We start from the raw sequence: 21,895 nt of genomic DNA on the forward strand, positions 1-21,895 counted from the left end.
CCCGTTCAGGAAGAAGTGGATTGCGGTTGAGGATTTTCGTAAGCGTCATCGAGACTGTGACAGGCGAAGTGAATGACCTTGCCATCAGGCTGTTCAAGTTCATAGACCGGGAAACTGTTATCGGGCTCACCTGCAATTTCATAACCAGAGGCCAGTTCGGCCACCCAGCGTTCAGGACAACAGGAGCGCAAGCTGCGACGTCCCCGGTCAAGTGGCACCACAGAGGTGTCAGAAGGTTTCTCACTGGCCTGCCTGAGATGGGTGACTTCACTGATCAATGCATCCACCTGGGCATTCAGCAACTCAATCTGGTCTTCAAGCTCCGCGCGTTCAGGCGTCTCATCTTCAGAAGCTGCTACCTCATCACATGAGGATGAGGTTATGCTGTGCCCGGCTGTCTCGAGGTAACGCTTCCAGAAAGTCGTCGTATCAACACGCTTAATGCTATTGTCTTCCAGCAATAACTGTCCCGCCAGTGAGCCGATATCACGGGCCGCTACCGACTCCGGGCTGTGGCTGCTCAGGGCCTGCTGCTTTAGCACGGCCTTTTGCATACGTTCATCTTCCTGCACCAGCCCGAGCAGTGGCAGCCTGAGTTTCAGGTAAAACTCGACCACTTCCCTGAATCTATCGTAACTATGCCTTCCAACTGAATGATTTCTTGAGTGATTTACAATAACCTGAACACGCCCCTGGTACGACTCGGCGTATAGCAGCTTGAGCAGGGCATAGGCATCAGTCATCGAGGTTGGTTCCGGCGTGATAACCATCAGCACTTCGGGACTGGCCAGCGACAGTGCCAGCACATTGCGCGCAATCCCCGATGATGAATCTATGATGACAAAATCATAGTTCTCCAGCGCCTGCATGGCGTTTGCCAGGCGTCCTAGCTGTTCCGGTGACAACCGGGCCATACGTTCCGAACCCGAACTGCCGGGGAGAATATCCACACCCTGAATATTGCGCAGCATAATGGCGTCAACTGACAAGCCGGAAACAATCACATCCTCCAGCGTGTGCTGTGGACGCAAGCGGAGCATGACGTTGACGTTGGCCAATCCCCAGTCTGCATCGATCAGGCAAACACGTTTGCCACGTTGTGCCAGTTGCATGGAAAGGTTTACAGCAATGCTGGTTTTGCCAACGCCGCCCTTGCCACTGGTGATGGAAACAAATCGAGTCATGTAACCCCGGCAGGCGTTCTGGCCTGCCCTCCCCCAAACGTCAGTTTTATGGCGAAATCATACCACACGATAGCAAAGGGATCAGCCTTTATGTACTTTCCTGATCGGGTGATTTTATGAGTACCGGGAAGCCGGGGGTAACCGCATCGAAGAGGGTTATAACATCGCGATTGTGCATGCGAATACAGCCGTGAGAAAGCGCCTCGCCCAGCGGTTCGCTGTCCGGACACCCGTGAATATAAATGTATCGACGCTGGGTATCTACGTCACCGAGCCGGTTCACCCCGGGCTCGTTGCCGCTGAGCCAGAGAATACGGGTCAGTATCCAGTCCCGTTGCGGGTGTTCTTTTCCCAGTTCCGGCGTCCAGACTTCACCGGTCGGGCGCCGGCCGACAAATACCGTCCCGGCCGGGCAGCCCGCACCGATCATGGCGCGTATCCTGTGCCAGCCACGAGGAGTTTTCTCACTGCCAGACTGCTCGCCCGCCCCTTTCTTCGCTGTTGATACGGGCCAACTTCGAACACATTCATGGCCCCGGAACAGGTCAAGGCGCTGGTCTGCCAGGCTGACCTCCAGACGGGATGGTGGCAATTGATGTTTAGCTGGCATAGACCGCGGTAATTTCCTGCGCGCGTAGTGGCGGGTTTATCGAGACTGATTCGAGTATAACAAGCTACTGCTGTCGAACAACCTGCGCCAGCGCATCGAAATTACCATCCGCTGCGAGGTGATAACCAACAATATTGTCACGGGCCGCGAAGTACTGACCCTCGAACCACAAAGGAATATATGGCAAGGTTTCCAGCAGTCTTTGTTGCAATCGCCTGTATATTTCAGCCTGTCGCTGCAAGTCTGTTTCCTGCATCGCTGCATCGATCAATTCATCCGTCTGCCTGTCGCTAAACCTTCCCCGGTTTGCACCGGCTGGTGGCAGAGACATGCTGTGAAAGGCGTAGCGAAAAATATCCGGTGACTTGATACCCACCCAGGCAAGGCTGTAGAGCTGGAAACGCCCCGCCTTGATATCGCCAAAAAAAGTGCCCCAGTCATAACTGCTGACCGTTACACGAATGCCGGCTTCGGCGAGTTGTTGCTGCAGGATGGTCGCCAGCCGGATGCGGAACGGGTCACTCGACGTCTTGTAGGTGAGACGCAGCGGGTTTTTCGGGCTGTAACCGGCTTTCTGCAATAACGCGCGTGCACGTGGCAGATCACGCTCAATACCCGCTAGCGACACACCGGCCCAGTGTTCCGGTGGCAACAGTGCCGATGCCTTGCGCGCCGCCCCCCGAAACACATAGTGAATAATAGCGTCCCTGTCGATGGCCAGTGCTACAGCACGGCGCACCTGCAGTTTTCCGCTTGCAGGATCCTGCATCTGAAACCCGAGGTAGGAAAAATTACTGCCATTGCGCCGGGCCACCTGTATGTTGTCATGGCCATCAAGCCAGTCGATCAATTCAGGTGGCAAGTCATTTTGCAGCAGGTCAACTTCGCCACGCAGGAGTTTCAACACACGCATGGTCGGATCATGCACTTGTTCGAATACCAGTCTTTGACCATCGCTGACACGCGCCAGCTCAAGCCGACCGGCCTGCGGCCAGTTGACGAAACGGAACGGGCCACTGCCTAGCGGACGATGATGTAGTGGCAAACCTTTCTCTATCGCTGCGGCTGGAACGATTCCCACTGTCATCCAGGCAGGAAACAGGGGAGCCGGTTGATCAAGATAAAAATCCAGCGTGTCGGGGTCGATTACCTCAATGCGCTTTATCAGTTCAAGCGCACCATAGTGTGGCGAAGCCGTGGCAGGATCGAGTACGGAGCGGTACGTGGCGGCCACGTCCCTGGCCTCGAGTCGCGTGCCATCGTGAAACATTCTGCCCTGTTTGCGCAGAAAAAAGCGGTAGTGGTCGGGTGCCAATCGCTCCCAGCGCGCCAATGACGCCACTGGCCGGAACTGTTCATCAAAATCGACCAGTCGCGCATAGAGCAGTCGATTGATTCGCTCGGATGCGGCATCGCTGGCATATCGCGGATCAAGACCCGAGGGAACCGTCGCCAGCGCAAAACGGATCGCCCCGCTGTCGGGGGGCGAATCGCACCCGCAAAGCCAGAACGCAAGACACACTGCCAGAACACGTATCACCACGTGCTGTACGGCTGTTTTGCGAGGTTCATGTTGTAGTAACGCGGATCATCGGAAACTTCCTCACCAAGCCAGTCAGGCTTTTCGAAAGTCTCATCTTCATCGTCAAGTTCAATTTCGGCAACAATGAGGCCGGCGTTACTGCCTTCAAATACATCGACTTCCCATACATGTCTACCGTGCCTGACAGGGTATCGGACCTTGTCGATGCAGTCGTCGCTACGCAACATCTGCAGCATCTCCTGCGCATCTTCAAGGGGCACAGGATAATCATACTCGAGGCGTCGTATCGGTGATGTGGCGCATTTGATATTCAGCCAGGCATCATCACCTGAAATACGAATCCGCACACAGCGTTGCGGGTCATGCGACAGGTAGCCCTGTCGGTAACGTGACCCGTTACCGGCGTGTACTTGCCAACTATCACTCCTGACCAGGAATTTTCGCTCGATCTCTACGCCCATGCGCGCATTGTAGCAAGCGCACACGAAGCCGGCGAAAATCATCCGCTCCAGTGCGGTCCCCGACAACAATGACAGTGACCTTGCGAAAACGGCCTGTACGGAAACGTATTGCAACCAGCTGTGAAGTCACATAGAACGGCACGCAGACTGTAGCCGGATACCAGCCAGCAGTTATTTTTATTTTCCAGCCTGAAGCCTGCTCCCAATACAAGGCCTGGACCGCGTAACGTGCGAGTGGAGATACGTGCAGGCGGTATAAACGGCAGAACTGGCCGAACAGGATCACAACAGCCAGCCCGCGAAGAACCGGGGACAGCGGTACCAGCAGCCAGGCAGAAATACCCGCCATATGCAGGGCAAGCAGTATTTTCAGCAGCAGCGGCGAATTGCCCAGTTCAAGGCGAAGCGGACGATCGAATCTGTTCCACAAGTTGAGCGACATCCTTGTCGGCAGGTTGTATACGGCCCATCAGCCATTCCAGTAAAACGGCATCCGGATAATCAAGCAGGGTATCGAAACGTTGCGTGGCATTGGCATCCAGTTGCGCGTAGCCATGGTCAAGAAAATCCCGCAACAAAAGATCAAGCTCCAGCATGCCCCGGCGACACTTCCAGCGCAGCCGTGCGAGTTCAGTCACAACGAGCGTTTGACCATCAGCGCCTTGATATGACCGATGGCTCTCGTCGGGTTGAGTCCTTTGGGGCAAACCTCGACGCAGTTCATGATGGTGTGACAGCGAAACAGGCGGAACGGCCCTTCCAGGTCATTCAGGCGCTCCTCGGTTGCCTGGTCGCGCGAATCGGCAAGAAAGCGCCAGGACTGTAACAGCGCTGCCGGGCCGAGAAACTTGTCCGGGTTCCACCAGAATGACGGGCAGGAGGTGGAACAGCAGGCGCACAAGATACATTCGTACAAGCCATCCAGCTGTTCCCGCTGTTCCGGTGTTTGCAGTCGTTCTACTTCGGGACAGGGATCATCATTGGTGAGGTAGGGCTTGACAGTCCGGTATTGTTTATAGAACTGCGACAGGTCAACAATCAGGTCGCGTACCACCGGCATACCCGGCAGGGGTCGGATTTCCACCGGCTGTTTCAGTTCGGAGAGCATGGTGATGCAGGCCAGGCCGTTACGACCATTGATATTCATACCGTCAGAGCCGCATACACCTTCCTGACATGAGCGACGGAAACTGAGACTCTGGTCCTGCTCCTTTAACAGCAACAACGCATCCAGCAGCATCATGCCCTGCTCGACTTTCTCATCTGCCAACTCATAGTCCTGCATGTACGGCCTGGCATCCTGGTCTGGGTCGTAGCGGTAAATGGAGAACTTCATATCAATAGGTCCGTTTTTTTGGCGGGAAGCTGTCTACCGTTAGCGGTTTGATACGCACCGGCTTGTAGTCCATTTTGTCACCGTCCAGTGAGAACAGGCTGTGGCGCATCCATTTAGCATCATCACGTTCAGGATAGTCGATACGCGAATGCGCACCACGACTTTCGGTCCGCGCCAGCGCCGAGGTGACCGTGGCCACACCGATCTCAACCAGGTTTTCCAGTTCCATGGCCTCGATGCGCGCGGTATTGAACACCTTGCTGTGATCGTCGATATAGGCATCACGAATACGTGCACGAATTTCCAGCATCTTGTCCTTGCCCTGCTGCAACACTTCCTCGTTACGAAATACGCTGCAGTGGTCTTCCATAACCTTGGCTAACTCCCGTCGCAGGCCCGGCACTGACTCACCCTTGCCCTGGCGGTTCCAGCGCGTCAGGCGCTGCATGGCAACATCTGTAGCGCCTTCCGGTATCGGGCGGTGATAACGCTGTTCGGAAAGATGGTCGATAATATGGTTGGCGGCCGCTCGCCCGAACACCAGGATATCGAGCAGGGAGTTTCCACCCAGGCGGTTGGCGCCGTGTACTGATACGCAGGCGCATTCGCCGACCGAGTAAAGGCCCGGCACAGGTTCTTCAGCACCCTGCTGTTCCGGTATCACCACCTGACCGAAACGGTCGGTGGGGATACCCCCCATGGTGTAGTGGGCCGTCGGAAATACCGGGATCGGCGTTTCTGCCGGATCGATGTGCAGAAACGTCATGACCGTATCGCGTATGCCCGGCAGACGTTTCTTGACAATATCCGCGCCAAGATGATCCAGCTTGAGTAAAACGTGATCCTTGTTGGGCCCGACACCACGCCCCTCGCGCACCTCGGTTGCAATGGCGCGACTGACCACATCCCGGCTGGCAAGGTCCTTGGCATTCGGTGCATAACGCTCCATGAAACGCTCACCATCGGCGTTGAGCAGGTATCCGCCCTCACCTCGCACACCTTCCGTGATCAGCATGCCCTTGCCGGCAATGCCGGTCGGATGAAACTGGAAGAACTCCATGTCCTGCAACGGCATGCCGGCGCGCAGCGCCATGGCCATGCCGTCACCGGTATTGACCAGGGCGTTGGTGTTGGTACGGAACAACTGGCCGGCACCACCGGTAGCAATCAATGTCGTCTTGGCTTCTATCAGGATAGGTTCGCCACTGGCAATCTCGATCGCCAGTGCGCCCAGAAAATAGCCGTCCTGGTCCTTGATAAGATCAATAGCAAAATACTCATCAAAGAAATGCGTTTTGGCACGTATATTCTGTTGATAGAGCGAATGCAGGATGGCATGACCTGTTCGATCTGCCGCTGCGCAGGTGCGCGCTGCCTGCTCACCCCCGAAATTTCGACTCTGGCCGCCGAAGGCACGCTGGTAAATGCGACCGGTGTCCAGTCGGGAGAATGGCACGCCAAAATGCTCGAGCTCATACACCACCCGTGGCGCCGCACGACACATATACTCGATGGCATCCTGGTCACCCAGGTAATCACTGCCCTTGACGGTATCGAACATGTGCCAGTGCCAGTTGTCCGGCACCACGTTGGCAAGCGCCGCATTGACACCCCCTTGTGCCGCCACGGTGTGCGAACGGGTGGGAAATACCTTTGAGACGACCGCCACACGTGCGTCGGCCTGGGAAAGTTGCAAGGCAGCACGCAATCCGCCGCCACCGGCGCCAATGATCAGCGTATCAAAACTGCGTTTGGGTATGGTGCTCATCGTTTATCCCGGGGGTAAGAGTGCTGCAAGGCTCAATGCGCGCAATATCCATAACAGGCTGACCAGCAACATCAGCGCCGTTCCGGCCATGAACATCAACCTCAGCCAGGCAACATGGATATAGTCAATCAGCACATCGCGCACGCCGACCCAGACATGGAGCAGCACGGCCAGTAAAAACAGGACCGTGGAAATGCCCATCAGCGGCTGGCTTAGCCAGCTATGCCATTGAACATAGTCCCAGTTGTCCCGGGTGAAAAAGACCGTCAGCACCGAGACAAAATAGATTGCAAGATAGATGGCGGTAAAACGTTGCAGAAGCCAGGCGCGCAAGCCCTGTGCGGCACGACTCACAGCGGGTATACCACATAGGCGGCAACCACCAGCAACGCAGCAAAATTTACGATACGGGCCGTTAATCGTGCGGTGGGTTTATCGACGCCGATATCGGCATCCAGTAACAAATGGCGGATCCCGGCCAACAGGTGATGACTCAGCGACCACACCATGAACAGGAGAAGCAAGCGGAAAAAGGTTGAATGGAGATATCCCACAGCCCGCACAAAACCCTGTTCATTTTCCAGCGACAGACCGAACAGCCAGGCAAAAAGCGGTATGGAAAGAAACATCAGGACACCGGATATCCGATGTCCGATGGAGGCGATGCCGCCCGGCGGCAGCCTGATGGCCAGCAGATTGAGGAACTTGGGCGCTGCTTTTTGTTTTGCCATGAAATCGACTAACCCTGTCTTTGGAGTTTTATACCATCTGCCCGGATGAATCGCCAGCTTTTGTGTGGCTGACATTGTAGAGAAGATTGTCTACCATTCCCCCGGATTACCTGATGGATATCCACAGCCCATGATTACCGACTGGAAGAATTTTCTCGAAAACGCCGGCGCCGAGTTTGACGAACACGGTGTTGCCCACTATGGAAACCTGCGCCGCGAGCTGAGTGTGGCGCTGACCGGCAACGTCTTTGCCGACCTCTCACACTATGGCCTGATCTCGGTGCACGGTGAAGATGCAGCAGACTTCCTGCTCAGTCAGTTTACCAATGACCTGCGCGATGTCGATGAGGCACACAGCCAGTTCAGCGGCTACTGCAACGCTAAAGGCCGCCTGCTGGCCACCTTCCGTATATTCCGCCGTGGTGACAGTTACTACCTTGGCCTGCCGGCCGAAATGGTGGAATCGCTGATCAGCAAATTACGCCTGTACGTACTGCGTTCGAAAGTAAATCTCGAGGAAGCCAGTGATACCTTTGTTCACTTGGGTGTATCCGGCGAGTCTGCGGCAGCCGACCTGGAAAAAGCTTTCGGTGCACTCCCGGAAAATATTCACGAGGTTGTGCAGAATGATGACGGGCTGGTTATCCGGGTACCCGGCGTACGTCCCGGTTACGAAGTTTTTACAACGGTGGAACTGGCCACTTCGCTGTGGGATGCCCTGAATGTCCACAACGCACCTGTGGGTGCGGATGCCTGGCAGTTGCTGGATATCGAGGCCGGTATTCCGATGATTTATCCGGAAACCCGCGAAGCCTTTGTCCCGCAAATGGTCAATCTGCAGCTGGTCGATGGCGTGAGTTTTCGCAAGGGCTGTTATCCCGGACAGGAAATCGTGGCGCGCATGCAGTACCTCGGCAAACTCAAGCGGCGCATGTACCGGGGTCATATCAGCAGTGACAACCGCCCCCGGCCCGGTGATGAAATATTCCCTGCGGAAAATGCCACCCAGAGTGCAGGTACGGTGGTTTCCGCCGCACCTTTTCCGGATGGCGGCTACACCTTGCTGGCGGTTCTGCAAATTGCCAGCGCAGAATCCGGCCATCCACTGCACGTCGGCACCAGTGACGGCCCTGCACTCGAGCTCGAGCACTTGCCCTACCCGTTCCAGGACGGCGAATAACGCAAAATACGGACTTCAATAAAACACTATTGAGGTCGCTAACCACAAGGATGACCCGCGCAACCGGAAAGGAGCCTTAATGGAACCGGAAAATGTTTTTGTCAAAGAACTGATCGACGACCTGGAAAGCGGGCATCTGCAGCTCCCCACTCTGCCCGAAGTCGCCCTCAGGGTGCGGGATGTTGTCGATGATGAAGATGCCAATGCCAACCAGATTTCACAGATTATTGCCCAGGATGCGGCCTTGTCAGCCCGCCTGCTCCAGGTCGCAAACTCCCCCCTGTACCGCGGACGCAACGAAATCGATCGCCTCGACATGGTGGTCTCACGACTCGGTAGCAAACTGGTGCGTAACCTGGTTACCAGCCAGGTCATGAAACAGATGTTCCAGGCAACCCATGATGCCGTCGACCGGCACCTGCGTGCCGTGTGGGAGCACAGCGTACAAGTGGCCGCCATTTCACGTGTACTGGTAGGACAATGCGCGGGCATCTCCCCTGACCAGGCCATGCTCGCCGGCCTGCTACACGATATCGGCACTCTGCCTATCCTGTACCGGGCCGAGGAGCGCAGCGAACTACTCGACAACCCCGGACTGCTCGACCACCTCGTCACTACACTTCACACCAGGGTCGGTGGCGCCATACTCAGGCACTGGCAATTTCCTGAAGCCCTGGTAGCCGTCGCCGAACAACACGAAGACCTCACACGCGTTCACGAGGGACCGGCAGACCTGGTAGATGTTGTCCAGGTTGCCAATCTGCAAAGCCATATGGGCACAGAGCACAATCTGGCCAATACAGACTGGACCCAGGTCGCAGCTTTCCACCAGCTGGGGCTGGATATTGACGTGGATGAAATCGAACTGACGGACCGTATAGAAGAAATTAATGAAGTACAGGAGTTATTTGTTTAATATCAACAGGTTATATTGCATAGGTAAAGTTATTAATAAACTAATTGTCATGACTTGAAATTATTCGCTCCAGACACAACCCGGTATACAATTTTTTTCTGTTAATCAACTATTAAGCCTCACCCAGATCGGCCGATCCTCAGCATAATCCCAAGGTCATTCCGGCCTCGTAGTATGGAGGGATTATGCGTCCTCAAGTGGACAGTAACACCCGGAACAGAATCCGGGAACTCGAAGACCTGCTTCATCAGAAGGAGGCCGAGCTTGCGTTGCTGACCGAAATCTCTGAAATCGTGGCCAGTGAGGACGGACGGGACACTGCTTTCGTTGTTATTGCCGAGCGTGCACGCACGTTGCTCGGCGCAAAAACCGTTACCATTCCCCTGCTCTCGACTGACCAGACCAGTTACACCTACCGGGCAGCAGCAGGTCAGAACGCCGAAGAGCTTACGGGCGCAGAGCTTCCCATCGAAGTCGGCTTGTGTGGCTGGGTGCTGCGTAACCAAAAACCCTGGTGGCGGGGAACACTGGACGATCTTGAGGAAAATGAGCGTAATTACTGGGAGAAGCAGGCCGGTAATATTATTCTTGTGCCCCTGGTCGGTAAGCGACGTTTCCTTGGAGGTATCGCCGCCATCGACAAGATGGACGGCAGCAGCTTTACCGAACAGGATCTTGGACTGCTCGCCATGTTCTCGCGCCAGGTCGGCTTTGCCGTCGAGAATGCCATGTACCTCGAAGAGCTACAGACTGCCACTGAACACATGGAAACCTATCGTATACAACTCGAGCAGAGTAACCGGCAACTGCTGAGAACCAATGAAGAACTGGAACACCTGGCTTTGCATGATCCGTTAACCGGACTCCCTAACCGGTCGCTGGTTGTTGACCGTATGCAGCAGGCCATCCTTAACGCACGTCGCAACCAGGAGCCCATGGCGCTGTTGATGCTCGACCTTGACCACTTCAAGGAAGTCAACGATACACTGGGTCACCTTGTCGGCGACAAACTTCTCACGCGTGTTGGTGAACGCTTTCAAAGCAGCTTGCGCGAGCCGGATACGCTGGGAAGGCTGGGTGGCGATGAATTTGCCATTGTCCTCCCCCAGGCCAGCCAGGAGGATGCGCGCATCGTCGCCGAGAAATTGCAGGATGCGTTGCGACGCCCGGTCGATATCGAGCAGAACAGCTTCTCGGTTGCCGCCAGCATCGGTATTGCGGTCTACCCGGAACATGGCCCGGACCCTTCCAGCCTGCTACGCAGCGCCGATATCGCCATGTATGTGGCCAAACGCGCTCGTAATGAATTCGCTATATATAAACCGGAATTCGACACCTACAACCCGGATCACCTTTCCTTGTTACGCGACCTGCGAGAAGCCATACGGAGAGGTAGTATTACAGCCGCCTTCCAGCCAAAACTTGATTTGCGCAGCGGCATTATTGTCGGCGTTGAGGCACTGGCACGCTGGCACCACCCGGAGCGGGGGGATATCCCACCTTATGAGTTTATTCCTATTCTTGAACAGACCGGCTTAATCAAACCCTTTACCCTGCAGATCCTTGAAAAGGCCGTCGATTATTGCGCGCAGTGCCGTCAGAGAAACATGGAGTTCAGTGTCGCGGTCAACCTGTCCATGCACAACCTGCGTGATGACAAGCTTCCCGAACAAATCAGCGAGATCATTAATCGCTATGATTTTGACCACAGGCAGTTAGTACTCGAAATCACAGAAAGCGCTATCATGCATGACCCGGAACACAGTCTTGGCATACTCGGACAACTGGACGAAATGGGTTTGAAATTATCCGTAGACGACTTCGGTACGGGTTACTCATCGTTGACTTACCTGAAACGGCTTCCGGTCAGCCAGCTGAAAATTGACCGCTCTTTCGTGAAGGATTTAATCACGGATGAGGATGACGCCATGATTGTCCGGTCCACCATCGAACTGGCACATAATCTTGGCCTGGATACTGTCGCAGAAGGCGTTGAAGACGAGCAGACACTGGAACACCTGCGCGCACTGAACTGTGACATGGCACAGGGTTTCCTGATCAGCCGACCACTTTCGCCCGACAACTTCTTCCGCTTCCTGGCATCCAGCCCATGGGCGGCACGATCAAAAAGACCTGAACCGGAATCCGGTTAACGCCTTTCGTCAGGGACGCATGTGCGGGAACAGCAGCACATCACGTATCGACGGGGAATCCGTAAACAACATTACCAGCCGGTCAATGCCGATACCTTCGCCTGCAGTCGGCGGCATGCCATGCTCCAGCGCACAGACATAATCCTCATCGTAGTGCATGGCCTCATCGTCACCGGCTTCCTTTTCCTCGACCTGCTTGCGGAAGCGTTCAGCCTGGTCTTCAGGATCGTTTAACTCCGAAAAGCCGTTTGCGATCTCGCGACCACCGACAAAGAACTCGAAACGGTCAGTCACAAAGGGGTCGTCATCATTGCGCCGGGCCAGCGGTGAAACCTCCGTTGGGTAAGCCGTAATAAAGGTAGGATCCTTCAGGCGGTGTTCAACGGTTTTCTCAAAAATCTCGATCTGCACCTTGCCAAGGCCATAACTGTCCCTGATCGGGATTTCCAGTGACTCGGCCACTTTTCGCGCAGCCTCCAGATCATCAAGCCCGGCCGGATCGAGGTCAGGATTGAAATGCAGGATAGATTCCCTGACGGTCATCCGTGTAAACGGCTTTCCGAAGTCATAGTGCTCGCCCTGGTATTCCAGCACGGTACTGTCAAGGACATACTCCGCCATGTTGCGCAGCATTTCCTCGGTGATGTTCATCAGGTCATGGTAATCCGCATAGGCCTCGTAGAATTCGAGCATGGTGAACTCGGGATTGTGCCGGGTCGAAAGACCTTCATTGCGGAAGTTGCGATTGATTTCATATACCTTCTCGAAACCACCTACAACCAGGCGCTTCAGGTACAGCTCCGGGGCAATGCGTAAATACAACTGCATATCCAGTGCATTGTGATGGGTCGTAAACGGCCGTGCCGTTGCACCACCCGGAATCACCTGCATCATGGGCGTTTCAACTTCAAGGAAACCACGCGTATTCAGGAACTCGCGAATGAACTGCACAATGCGCGAACGAACGATAAAGGTATCCCGTGATTCCTGGTTCATAATCAGGTCGAGATAACGCTGACGGTAACGGATTTCCTGGTCGGTCAGGCCGTGGAATTTCTCCGGCAGCGGACGCAGGGACTTGGTCAGTATACGCAGCGCATCAACCCTGACGGAAAGCTCACCGGTACGTGTCTTGAACAACACGCCTTCGGCAGAAATGATATCGCCGATGTCCCAGCCCTTGAAATCCTGGTAGTTCCCTTCCGGCAGCGTGTCGCGCTGTACAAACAGCTGCAGACGACCGGACATGTCCTGGATATGCGCAAAACTGGCCTTGCCCATAACGCGCTTTCCCATCATGCGACCGGCCACCTTGACCCGTACCGGGTTGGCCTCCAGCTCAGCCTCGTCTGTCGCATCGTATTGTGCGTGCAGTTCCGCCGCCAGCGAATCGCGCCGGAAATCATTGGGGAAAGCATTACCCTGCTCACGCAACTGGTCCAGTTTCTGGCGGCGCTGGGCAATGAGCTTGTGTTCGTCCTGGTCTGTCATGGTTATCTACTTTGCTGAGTGAATTTACAGGCCACTTTTCAGGCTGGCCTCGATAAAGGTATCCAGGTCGCCATCCAGCACGGCCTGGGTATTGCCGGTTTCGACGCCGGTGCGCAGGTCCTTGATACGCGACTGGTCGAGCACGTAGGAACGGATCTGGCTGCCCCAGCCAATATCGGACTTGCTGTCCTCGACCTGCTGCTGGCTGGCATTGCGCTTCTTGATTTCCAGCTCATACAGCCTGGCCTTGAGTTGTTTCATGGCCGTGGCGCGGTTCTTGTGCTGTGAGCGGTCATTCTGGCACTGCACCACAGTAGCGGTCGGTTCGTGGGTAATACGCACAGCCGACTCAGTCCGGTTAACGTGCTGACCGCCAGCACCACTGGCACGGTAGACATCAATACGCAGGTCAGCCGGGTTAATGTCGATATCGATGTCGTCATCGACTTCCGGTGATACGAAGACCGCGGCAAACGATGTATGCCGGCGATTACCGGAATCAAACGGTGACTTGCGTACCAGTCGATGCACACCGGTTTCTGTGCGCAGCCAGCCGAACGCATAAGGACCACTGATTTTCACCGTAGCACTCTTGATACCGGCGACTTCACCGGCGGAGACTTCGATCAGCTCGGCCGTAAAGTCATGTCGTTCAGCCCAGCGCAAATACATGCGCAGCAGCATATTCGCCCAGTCCTGCGCCTCGGTGCCGCCGGAACCCGCCTGGACATCGAGGAAAGCATTATTGGCGTCCATCTCGCCGGAGAACATGCGCCGAAACTCCAGTGCGGCGACACGTGATTCCATCTCGGCAACATCACTGACGACGGACTCAAAGGTTTCCTCGTCATGCTCTTCCGCCGCCATGGCGACAAGATCCTCGGCATCCTGCAAACTGCTTTCCAGAGAACTCAGCGTATCGACCACTTCCTCGAGACGCGCGCGTTCGCGCCCGAGCTGCTGTGCACGCTCCGGGTCATTCCATACGTCGGGTTCTTCGAGTTCGCGCTGGATCTCTACCAGCTGCTCGCGCTTGTTGTCGTAGTCAAAGGTACCCCCTCAGCGTCCTCGAACGCTCGCGAAGGTCCTTGATCTGGTTAACGACGGGATTGACTTCCAAAACCACTCCTGCTGCCGCTACGGCCTGTCAAACAAAGACGCGAATCATACCGGGTATTAACGGCGCTGAATATCAACAAGACGATGATTGGCGTCCACGCGAATGAGAAAGGTGCCTCGCACCCCTTCGGAGGTCACGAACTTGCGAAGCGACAGGGCCGGAAACTGCACCCTGCGACCCTGCGCGTCCACCGCAACCACGTTTTGCGCCACCCCCTGGTACATGCGCTGGTAAGCCTCGGGGCTGATGTCGAGCATAACGGTGTAGGTGTAATGGCGTGACATTTATCAATAAACTAGTTTAACTATATTCAGTTACTTACTGTATATACTAATGATATTTTTTTAAACCCTTCCAGGCTCCAGCCATTCAATCACCAGCTGCAGGTTCAGCATGCCACGGTACTCGTTACTGTCGAGATGGTACACAGCGCGCACCTCTTCTCCCACAGCCGGCACAAAACGCTCGACCTGCGAAAACGCGATCGCATCGACTGCCGGTCCACCGTCAACCGGGCGTAGTGACAACTTGAGATGACGTTCGCCAACAACTCTGACCGCACCCACACAAAATGTCCCGTCAAACAGCGGCTCGGGGAATCCCTGACCCCAGGGACCTGCGTCACGCAACAGTTCTGACACTTCAAGGCTGAAATCTTCGGCCTGCAGACTGCCATCCGTTTCCAGTACACCGGTCAGCTGCGTCTCATCCAGTTGCTGCTCCAGCTCGGTAATAAACGCCCGCCGAAAATCCTCCAGCCGGGAAGACTCAAGCGACAACCCGGCGGCCATTGCATGTCCGCCGAACTTGAGCAATAACCCGGGATGATGCGAAGCAACGGCATCCAGTACATCACGAATATGCAACCCCGGTATCGAACGCGCCGAACCCTTTAACTCACCCTCGCCCGCATCGGCGAACACGATGACCGGACGATGAAACTGCTCCTTGATACGTGATGCGAGAATACCGATCACGCCCTGGTGCCAGCCTGCATCGTAGAGACAGAAACCGGCGGGAAGATCCCTGTCTTCGAGCTGCATGGCATCAAGGTGGCGATTGGCATCGGCCTTCATATCCGCTTCGATCTCACGACGCTCACGGTTCAATGCGTCAAGCTTGCGCGCCAGGTCTGCCGCCTGTTCCCCGGACGCGCTTAGCAGGCATTCAATACCCAGCGACATATCATCCAGACGCCCGGCTGCATTCAGGCGCGGGCCCACGGCAAAACCGAAGTCCGCCGCGATAACACGCGACGCATTGCGCCCGGCCACGTCCAGCAACGCGCGGATACCGGGACGACAGTGGCCTGCCCGAATACGCCGTAACCCCTGCCTGACCAGCAACCGGTTGTTCTGGTCGAGCGGCACCACATCGGCCACCGTGCCCAGCGCAACCAGGTCAAGATATGACGCGAGATTGGGTTCCACGATGCCCTGCTGAACGAACCAGTCCGTGACGCGCAGCCGGCTGCGCAATGCCATGACCAGGTAGAAAGCGACACCGACACCGGCCAGTGACTTCGAAGGAAAGCTGTCTCCGGGCTGGTTGGGATTGACAATCGCATCAGCCGCCGGCAACTGCTCGCCCGGCAGATGGTGATCCGTCACCAGCACACGAACACCCGCCTCCCGCGCTCGTGCGACGCCCTCGATGCTCGATATGCCGTTGTCCACCGTAACGATCAGGTCGGGCTTCCGCTGTAACGCAACTTCAACGATTTCCGGCGTCAGCCCGTAGCCGAACCGGAACCGGTCCGGTACAAGATAGTCGATCTGTGTCGCGCCCATTTCGCGCAGCGCGGCGACGACCAATGCGCTGCTGGTTGCACCGTCGGCATCGAAATCACCTACCACAAGCATTCGCTGCTGTTGCTGCAACGCGTCTGTCAGCAGCTCAACCGCCTTGTCGAGTCCTTTCAGTAAATCCGGTGCATGCAGGTCGGAAAGGCCACGCTCCAGCTCCTCATCCGTCGCGCGGCGCGCCGCATAAATTCGCCTGAGCAGTGGGTGCCTGGCCCCGCCCGATGGTAACCGGCACACATCCGGCACGGCGCGTAGTTGAATACATTTAGACATCCATTAATGTCCGGTAGTCTGCCTTGCCCCGCCACCATGCCAGCAGATCACGGCGATGCAAGGGATAACGAAAACCATCCAGTGGCAGCAGTTCCAGCCGCCCGATCCTGCCGCGCAGCAGCAGCGACAACAGGGGCCTGAACCAGTCCTGTTCGTACTGTGCCAGCGCAGTACACCAACGCTGGACATCCCCGTCAGCTGCCGCGGCTTCGCACCCCTTGAGGTCAACCAGCACATCACCCTGATCGACCGGCAACTGCCCCGCACCTGTCACCACCCCTGTATGGGGTGTGTCGTGCAGGTCTGCCAGACCTGACAGCAAACGGCGCCCCGTGTAGAGCTGTGAATACACAACCTCGCCTGCAACCGGCATCTGCCCACCTCCCCACAACCATAAACCGTTCACCAGCGGCCGGCCATGCGTGGCGCGTTCCTGATTGACTTCGTGCCCATGCAGCAGCATCTGCATTTCGTTGATGCACCGCAGCCAGTCTTCCGCCCCGCTACCGGTCGGCAGGTGACCACTGACCGGTTGACCGATGACCCGCTGCAGGGGCGTTGTTGTGGGTACCGGGGCGGACTTGCCGACGCTGACATACCAGCGATCTGCCGCGGCGTAGTGCGCCTTCCAGCCATCATTCTCCAGCCAGGGTTTCACGGCTTCGAACAGGGCGCGCCCTTCGTCTTCATTGAGCGCGGCCGCTGCAGCCGTAAACAATAGCAGACCACTGGTATCCGCGCGCAGGTGAACCGGGTCGAGATGCAGGCATGTGCCTTCGGGAGGTATCGAAAAGTCAGCCAGGTACTCGAGCGCCGCTGCAGGCGCGGGTTCTGTATCAATGCCAAACAATGCACAGGCGGCAGTTTCAACATCGACATGCGAAAAGGCCACGCGCTGGCTGTGTCCCAGCCAGCGTGATAACGCCGGTGCAACAGGAAACAGGTCATCGGCATAACCGCTGAAGTCAGCGGTCAGGCCGGGCACCAGCAGGCTGACCGATCGTATCAGCTGAGATTACTCACAATCGCTTCGCGCACCGGGCCAAGTTCGGCATCGATGGTAGTCACGCCCTCGGTACACTGGCTGATGGCGGTGTCCGGGTCCTTGAGACCGTGTCCCGTCAAGGTACAGACAACAACGCTGCCTTCCGGAATCTTGCCACTTTTGATATCACGCATGGCGCCGGCCAGCGACGTCGCCGAGGCGGGCTCGCAGAAAATACCTTCCTTCTCGGTCAGCAGTTTCTGTGCGGCAAGAATTTCTTCATCCGTGCATTCGTCGAACCAGCCGTCGGATTCCTCACGCACTTTCCAGGCCTTGTCCCAGGATTGCGGGTGACCGATACGGATGGCCGTCGCCACCGTGTCCGGGTTGTCGACCATCTCGCCACGCAGGAACGGTGCCGCACCGGATGCCTGGTAACCCACCATCGTCGGCCGGGTGTTGACGATACCGTGCTCGAAGTATTCGCTGTAACCCATCCAGTGCGCGGTGATATTGCCGGCATTGCCGACCGGCAGGCAGTGAAAGTCCGGCGCACGTTCCAGTTCCTCGACAATCTCAAAGGCGGCAGTCTTCTGCCCCTGCAGACGGAACGGGTTAATCGAGTTCACAATGGTGACCGGCGTGTTCTCGCCAACGTCCTTGACCAGCTGCATACCCTCGTCAAAGTTGCCACGGATCTGTAGCACCACCGCCCCGTGAATCATCGCCTGCGCCAGTTTACCCAGCGCGATCTTGCCTTCCGGGATCAACACGAACGCGGTAATACCGGCACGCGCCGCATAAGCCGCAGCAGACGCCGAGGTGTTACCGGTCGAGGCGCAGATCACTGCCTTGCTACCCTCTTCCACCGCCTTGGTCACCGCCATGGTCATACCCCGGTCCTTGAACGAACCGGTCGGGTTCAGACCTTCGTATTTAACATAAATGTCCACATCCTTGCCCAGCTCGCGCGGAATGTTGCTGAGGCGTATCAGTGGCGTATTACCTTCGCCAAGACTGATAAGACGGGTGTCATCATGGACGGGAAGGCGATCGCGGTACTTGTCGATCAGACCGGTATAGCGTTGACGGAATGGCATGTCAGTTACCTGTTAAGAAAATGTATTTAAACCGGGCGCCTTTACTCACTACCAAGATGCTCGACACGAATACGCGTCACGGCACCCTCGATGGAATCCAGCGCTTCAATCTGGCTGATGGCGGCGTTCATCTGCTTCTCACGCACACGGCGGGTCAACAGGATGACAGCAACCTTCTCTTCGCCTTCCGGCGGTTCTTTCTGGATCACGGCTTCAATGCTGATACCGCCGTCGCCGAGAATACGCGCAACATCGGCCATTACCCCGGGGCGGTCGGCCGCACACAGGCGCAGGTAATAGGCCGTCTCGACATCATCCATCGGCAGGATCGGCAGGTCGGACAAGGCATCCGGCTGGAAGGCCAGGTGCGGGACGCGGTTTTCCGGGTCGGCCGTCAGTGTACGGGTCACATCCACCAGGTCGGCGACCACGGCAGACGCCGTCGGCTCCGCGCCGGCACCGGCACCATAATAAAGCGTTGGGCCCACCGCATCGGCCTGAACCAGCACAGCATTCATCACGCCATCAACGTTCGCGATCAACCGTTTCTCGGGAATCAAGGTGGGATGCACACGCAACTCGACACCGGCCGGCGTGCGACGCGTTACACCCAGGTGCTTGATGCGATAGCCCAGTTGTTCGGCAAAGGTGACGTCTTCGCGCGTGATTTTGCTGATGCCTTCGGTATACACCTTGTCGAACTGCAACGGGATACCGAACGCGAGGGAACCCAGGATACACAGCTTGTGCGCGGCATCGATACCTTCCACATCGAAGGTGGGATCGGCCTCGGCATAACCCAGCGCCTGCGCCTCGGCCAGCACATCGGCAAAGTCACGGCCTTTGTCACGCATTTCGGTCAGAATGAAATTGCCGGTACCGTTGATAATGCCCGCAATCCAGTCGATACGGTTGGCCGCCAACCCTTCACGCACGGCCTTGATGATCGGCATGCCACCGGCGACGGCCGCCTCGAACGCCACCATAACTCCTTTCTTCTGGGCAGCGGCAAAAATCTCGTTGCCGTGCGTGGCAATCAGCGCCTTGTTGGCCGTAACCACGTGCTTGCCGTTGGCAATCGCTCTCAGCACCAGCTCGCGTGCCGGCTCATAGCCGCCGATCAGTTCCACGACAATGTCGATATCCGGGTCATCCACCACCGCGAAGGCATCATCGCTGACACGAATGTTCTGGATACCCGGCACAGTGTCCGAGTCGTACTCGCGCGCCGCCGCGTAGGTAATTTCAATACCCCGTCCGGCGCGGCGTTCGATTTCCTCCGCGTTGCGGCGCAGTACATTAAAGGTACCGCCACCGACGGTACCCAGACCCAGTAACCCTACTTTAACCGGTTTCAAGAACCCCCCTCGCCCGCTGCTGCGAGTAATGTGTTGTCGTTACGGAACATGTCCCGTATGCCACGCACCGCCTGACGGGTGCGGTGCTCGTTTTCAATCAGGCCGAAGCGCACAAAACTGTCGCCGTATTCACCAAAACCAATACCGGGTGATACCGCCACCTTCGCTTCCGCCAGCAATTTCTTGGTGAACTCCAGCGAACCCATCTCACGATAGGGCTCGGGAATCGGCGCCCACACAAACATGGTCGCTTTCGGTTTCTCGACCTGCCAGCCGATACTGTTCAGGCCATCGCACAGCACATCGCGCCGGCTCTTGTAGGTCGCCACGATTTCATCCACACAATCCTGCGGCCCTTCCAGTGCTGCGATCGCCGCCACCTGGATCGGCGTGAACATTCCATAGTCGAGATACGACTTGATGCGCGTGAGCGCGGCCACCAGTGTTTTGTTGCCGCACATAAACCCGACACGCCAGCCCGGCATGTTGTAACTCTTGGACAGGGAATAAAACTCCACCGCAATCTCTTTCGCACCCTCTACCTGCAAAATGGACGGCGCCTTGTAGCCGTCAAACACCAGGTCGGCATAGGCCAGATCGTGCACCACCCAGATCTCGTGCTCGCGGGCAATGGCCACCACGCGCTCGAAGAAATCCAGCTCGACACACTGGGTGGTCGGGTTGCCGGGAAAATTCAGAATCAGCATCTTCGGTTTCGGCCAACTGTCCTTGATGGCCTTTTCCAGCTCCTCGAAGAACGTCTGTTCGCCACCGGTCAGGGGGACGTGACGGATATCGGCACCCGCGATCACAATGCCATAGGGATGGATCGGGTACGCCGGGTTAGGCACCAGCACCGCGTCACCCGGCCCGACCGTGGCCAGCGCCAGGTGCGCCAGACCTTCCTTGGAGCCAATCGTGACAATCGCCTCGGTTTCAGGGTCCAGCGACACCGCGTATTTACGCTGGTACCAGTCGCAGATCGCCTTGCGCAGCCGCGGGATACCGCGCGACATGGAATAGCGGTGCGTATCGTTTCGATGCGCCGCCTCGCACAACTTGTCGACAATATGCGGCGGTGTCGGGCGGTCCGGATTACCCATGCCAAAATCAATGATATCCTCGCCACGCGCCCGAGCGGCCGCCTTCAACTCATTGACAATATTGAAGACATACGGCGGCAAACGTTTGATTCTGGGAAAGTCGTCCACGGACTGCTCTGTCGGTTGCGTAATTTTCACGGAAAACAAAACGCGTAGGGTACTGAAATTATTGAAATGTCACAAGCCGCAGACTATCGTTGCGACCATGCATTTTGTTCAGGAAGACTTCAGCAGCGATTTATTGATCCGTGGCTACGACGACGGGGAGATTCGTGTCGGCGGACAAAGCTACAACCGCAGCATTATTCTCACCCACCAACGCATCATCGATGACTGGCGGCCGCAGAACAAGGGGGAGCTGGAAGCCGGGGATTTTGAGCTGATTCGAACGCTGGATGTGGAGATTATGCTGCTGGGTACCGGATCGGTACTGAGCTTTCCCTCTCCGGCACTGACGGCACCGTTACTGGAAGCGGGAATCGGGGTGGAAGTAATGGACACGGCGGCGGCGTGCAGGACATTTAATGTCTTGTTGGCAGAGGGGCGGCCGGTGGCTGCGGCATTGTTGTTGGGGTAGGTTTGGTGATGGAGGTCTGGCGTTGACTTGATACTTCGGGCTTTGTAGTCTCCGCTGAAAGATTCGTAAAATCTAGAAGCGCTATATCAGAACTGTAAGATTGACTTAATTGGCCAATTGGAAGGCCACTATAACAATAGTCGAGGGATGAGTTAATGATTACGGGGAGTTATCTTTTCAGATTATGGCGTCGAGCCTGGC

General features: G+C 56.5%; 22 protein-coding genes. 4 read left to right on the top strand and 18 right to left on the bottom strand.

Annotated features, from left to right (window positions below; all coding sequences use genetic code 11):
- Positions 1-5: 5 nt before the first annotated feature.
- The 10 genes from DFR30_RS08220 to sdhC form a co-directional block, all read right to left on the bottom strand.
- Entirely contained in the window at positions 6-1,184 is a 1,179-nt protein-coding gene (locus DFR30_RS08220; protein WP_132972197.1) for an AAA family ATPase, read from the bottom strand.
- A gap of 88 nt (positions 1,185-1,272) precedes the next feature.
- Entirely contained in the window at positions 1,273-1,794 is a 522-nt protein-coding gene (locus tag DFR30_RS08225; protein ID WP_132972198.1) for a L,D-transpeptidase, read from the bottom strand.
- A 64-nt stretch (positions 1,795-1,858) separates the two neighbouring features.
- On the bottom strand, positions 1,859-3,337 hold the full coding sequence (locus tag DFR30_RS08230; RefSeq protein ID WP_132972199.1) for an ABC transporter substrate-binding protein: 1,479 nt from the start codon (positions 3,335-3,337) through the stop codon (positions 1,859-1,861).
- Positions 3,331-3,798, bottom strand: a complete 468-nt coding sequence (locus DFR30_RS08235) for a CYTH domain-containing protein (RefSeq protein WP_132972200.1) — start codon at positions 3,796-3,798, stop codon at positions 3,331-3,333. Before DFR30_RS08235 ends, DFR30_RS08230 begins: the two co-directional genes overlap by 7 nt.
- Positions 3,758-4,228 (bottom strand): protein YgfX, encoded by a 471-nt coding sequence (locus DFR30_RS08240; protein WP_132972201.1) that lies wholly within the window; start codon positions 4,226-4,228, stop codon positions 3,758-3,760. Before DFR30_RS08240 ends, DFR30_RS08235 begins: the two co-directional genes overlap by 41 nt.
- A complete protein-coding gene (locus DFR30_RS08245; RefSeq protein WP_424565407.1) occupies positions 4,194-4,394 on the bottom strand; it encodes a succinate dehydrogenase assembly factor 2 in 201 nt (66 codons plus the stop codon). Before DFR30_RS08245 ends, DFR30_RS08240 begins: the two co-directional genes overlap by 35 nt.
- 38 nt (positions 4,395-4,432) lie before the next feature.
- Positions 4,433-5,134 (bottom strand): succinate dehydrogenase iron-sulfur subunit, encoded by a 702-nt coding sequence (locus DFR30_RS08250; protein ID WP_132972203.1) that lies wholly within the window; start codon positions 5,132-5,134, stop codon positions 4,433-4,435.
- 1 nt (position 5,135) lies between these two features.
- A complete protein-coding gene (sdhA, locus tag DFR30_RS08255) occupies positions 5,136-6,902 on the bottom strand; it encodes a succinate dehydrogenase flavoprotein subunit (RefSeq protein WP_132972204.1) in 1,767 nt (588 codons plus the stop codon).
- 3 nt (positions 6,903-6,905) lie between these two features.
- Entirely contained in the window at positions 6,906-7,256 is a 351-nt protein-coding gene (sdhD, locus tag DFR30_RS08260) for a succinate dehydrogenase, hydrophobic membrane anchor protein (protein WP_165869146.1), read from the bottom strand.
- On the bottom strand, positions 7,253-7,633 hold the full coding sequence (gene sdhC, locus DFR30_RS08265) for a succinate dehydrogenase, cytochrome b556 subunit (RefSeq protein ID WP_132972206.1): 381 nt from the start codon (positions 7,631-7,633) through the stop codon (positions 7,253-7,255). The genes sdhD and sdhC overlap by 4 nt, the downstream gene beginning before the upstream one ends.
- 64 nt (positions 7,634-7,697) lie before the next feature.
- Here sdhC and ygfZ point away from each other — a divergent pair, with 64 nt between their 5' ends.
- The 3 genes from ygfZ to DFR30_RS08280 all read left to right on the top strand — a co-directional run bounded on the left by ygfZ (position 7,698) and on the right by DFR30_RS08280 (position 11,882).
- Positions 7,698-8,813 carry a CAF17-like 4Fe-4S cluster assembly/insertion protein YgfZ gene (ygfZ, locus tag DFR30_RS08270; RefSeq protein WP_243640702.1) on the top strand — a complete coding sequence of 372 codons (1,116 nt, stop codon included), beginning with the start codon at positions 7,698-7,700 and terminating at the stop codon, positions 8,811-8,813.
- Positions 8,814-8,892: 79 nt separating this feature from the next.
- On the top strand, positions 8,893-9,729 hold the full coding sequence (locus DFR30_RS08275; RefSeq protein ID WP_132972207.1) for an HDOD domain-containing protein: 837 nt from the start codon (positions 8,893-8,895) through the stop codon (positions 9,727-9,729).
- A gap of 185 nt (positions 9,730-9,914) precedes the next feature.
- Entirely contained in the window at positions 9,915-11,882 is a 1,968-nt protein-coding gene (locus tag DFR30_RS08280; RefSeq protein ID WP_132972208.1) for a putative bifunctional diguanylate cyclase/phosphodiesterase, read from the top strand.
- Between the two features lie 9 nt (positions 11,883-11,891).
- Here DFR30_RS08280 and lysS read toward each other — a convergent pair whose 3' ends face one another.
- From lysS to alaC, 8 genes are all read right to left on the bottom strand, one after another.
- Entirely contained in the window at positions 11,892-13,373 is a 1,482-nt protein-coding gene (gene lysS, locus DFR30_RS08285) for a lysine--tRNA ligase (RefSeq protein WP_132972209.1), read from the bottom strand.
- Positions 13,374-13,397: 24 nt separating this feature from the next.
- Positions 13,398-14,493 (bottom strand): peptide chain release factor 2 gene (gene prfB / locus DFR30_RS08290; RefSeq protein WP_132972210.1). Its coding sequence is split into 2 segments (ribosomal slippage): positions 13,398-14,420 and positions 14,422-14,493, totalling 1,095 coding nucleotides; the frame shifts between segments, so codons are not numbered across the junction.
- A 56-nt stretch (positions 14,494-14,549) separates the two neighbouring features.
- Positions 14,550-14,777 carry a DUF2835 family protein gene (locus DFR30_RS08295; protein ID WP_132972211.1) on the bottom strand — a complete coding sequence of 76 codons (228 nt, stop codon included), beginning with the start codon at positions 14,775-14,777 and terminating at the stop codon, positions 14,550-14,552.
- A gap of 60 nt (positions 14,778-14,837) precedes the next feature.
- Positions 14,838-16,571, bottom strand: coding sequence for a single-stranded-DNA-specific exonuclease RecJ (recJ, locus tag DFR30_RS08300; protein WP_132972213.1), 1,734 nt, complete (start codon positions 16,569-16,571; stop codon positions 14,838-14,840).
- The gene (locus tag DFR30_RS08305; RefSeq protein ID WP_132972215.1) at positions 16,564-17,556 is read right to left on the bottom strand and encodes a hypothetical protein; all 993 of its coding nucleotides are present in this window, start codon (positions 17,554-17,556) and stop codon (positions 16,564-16,566) included. Before DFR30_RS08305 ends, recJ begins: the two co-directional genes overlap by 8 nt.
- Before the next feature lie 20 nt (positions 17,557-17,576).
- Positions 17,577-18,656, bottom strand: coding sequence for a threonine synthase (gene thrC, locus DFR30_RS08310; protein ID WP_132972217.1), 1,080 nt, complete (start codon positions 18,654-18,656; stop codon positions 17,577-17,579).
- Positions 18,657-18,697: 41 nt separating this feature from the next.
- A complete protein-coding gene (locus tag DFR30_RS08315; RefSeq protein ID WP_132972219.1) occupies positions 18,698-20,014 on the bottom strand; it encodes a homoserine dehydrogenase in 1,317 nt (438 codons plus the stop codon).
- A complete protein-coding gene (alaC, locus tag DFR30_RS08320; RefSeq protein ID WP_132974425.1) occupies positions 20,011-21,225 on the bottom strand; it encodes an alanine transaminase in 1,215 nt (404 codons plus the stop codon). Before alaC ends, DFR30_RS08315 begins: the two co-directional genes overlap by 4 nt.
- A gap of 61 nt (positions 21,226-21,286) precedes the next feature.
- On the opposite strand from alaC, the gene DFR30_RS08325 reads away from it, so the two are divergent.
- Positions 21,287-21,694 (top strand): Mth938-like domain-containing protein, encoded by a 408-nt coding sequence (locus tag DFR30_RS08325; protein ID WP_207891853.1) that lies wholly within the window; start codon positions 21,287-21,289, stop codon positions 21,692-21,694.
- Positions 21,695-21,895: the final 201 nt, after the last annotated feature.

Source organism: Thiogranum longum (assembly GCF_004339085.1).
Lineage (GTDB): Bacteria > Pseudomonadota > Gammaproteobacteria > DSM-19610 > DSM-19610 > Thiogranum > Thiogranum longum.

Excerpts from the sequence above, each read along its gene's own strand:
- DFR30_RS08225 (WP_132972198.1), bottom strand. The coding sequence starts at position 1,794 with ATGCCAGCTAAACATCAATTGCCACCATCCCGTCTGGAGGTCAGCCTG.
- DFR30_RS08245 (WP_424565407.1), bottom strand. The coding sequence starts at position 4,394 with ATGCTGGAGCTTGATCTTTTGTTGCGGGATTTTCTTGACCATGGCTAC.
- sdhA (WP_132972204.1), bottom strand. The coding sequence starts at position 6,902 with ATGAGCACCATACCCAAACGCAGTTTTGATACGCTGATCATTGGCGCC.
- DFR30_RS08220 (WP_132972197.1), bottom strand. The coding sequence starts at position 1,184 with ATGACTCGATTTGTTTCCATCACCAGTGGCAAGGGCGGCGTTGGCAAA.
- lysS (WP_132972209.1), bottom strand. The coding sequence starts at position 13,373 with ATGACAGACCAGGACGAACACAAGCTCATTGCCCAGCGCCGCCAGAAA.
- recJ (WP_132972213.1), bottom strand. The coding sequence starts at position 16,571 with ATGTCTAAATGTATTCAACTACGCGCCGTGCCGGATGTGTGCCGGTTA.
- DFR30_RS08250 (WP_132972203.1), bottom strand. The coding sequence starts at position 5,134 with ATGAAGTTCTCCATTTACCGCTACGACCCAGACCAGGATGCCAGGCCG.
- sdhC (WP_132972206.1), bottom strand. The coding sequence starts at position 7,633 with ATGGCAAAACAAAAAGCAGCGCCCAAGTTCCTCAATCTGCTGGCCATC.
- DFR30_RS08275 (WP_132972207.1), top strand. The coding sequence starts at position 8,893 with ATGGAACCGGAAAATGTTTTTGTCAAAGAACTGATCGACGACCTGGAA.
- DFR30_RS08280 (WP_132972208.1), top strand. The coding sequence starts at position 9,915 with ATGCGTCCTCAAGTGGACAGTAACACCCGGAACAGAATCCGGGAACTC.
- thrC (WP_132972217.1), bottom strand. The coding sequence starts at position 18,656 with ATGCCATTCCGTCAACGCTATACCGGTCTGATCGACAAGTACCGCGAT.
- DFR30_RS08295 (WP_132972211.1), bottom strand. The coding sequence starts at position 14,777 with ATGTCACGCCATTACACCTACACCGTTATGCTCGACATCAGCCCCGAG.
- DFR30_RS08235 (WP_132972200.1), bottom strand. The coding sequence starts at position 3,798 with ATGGGCGTAGAGATCGAGCGAAAATTCCTGGTCAGGAGTGATAGTTGG.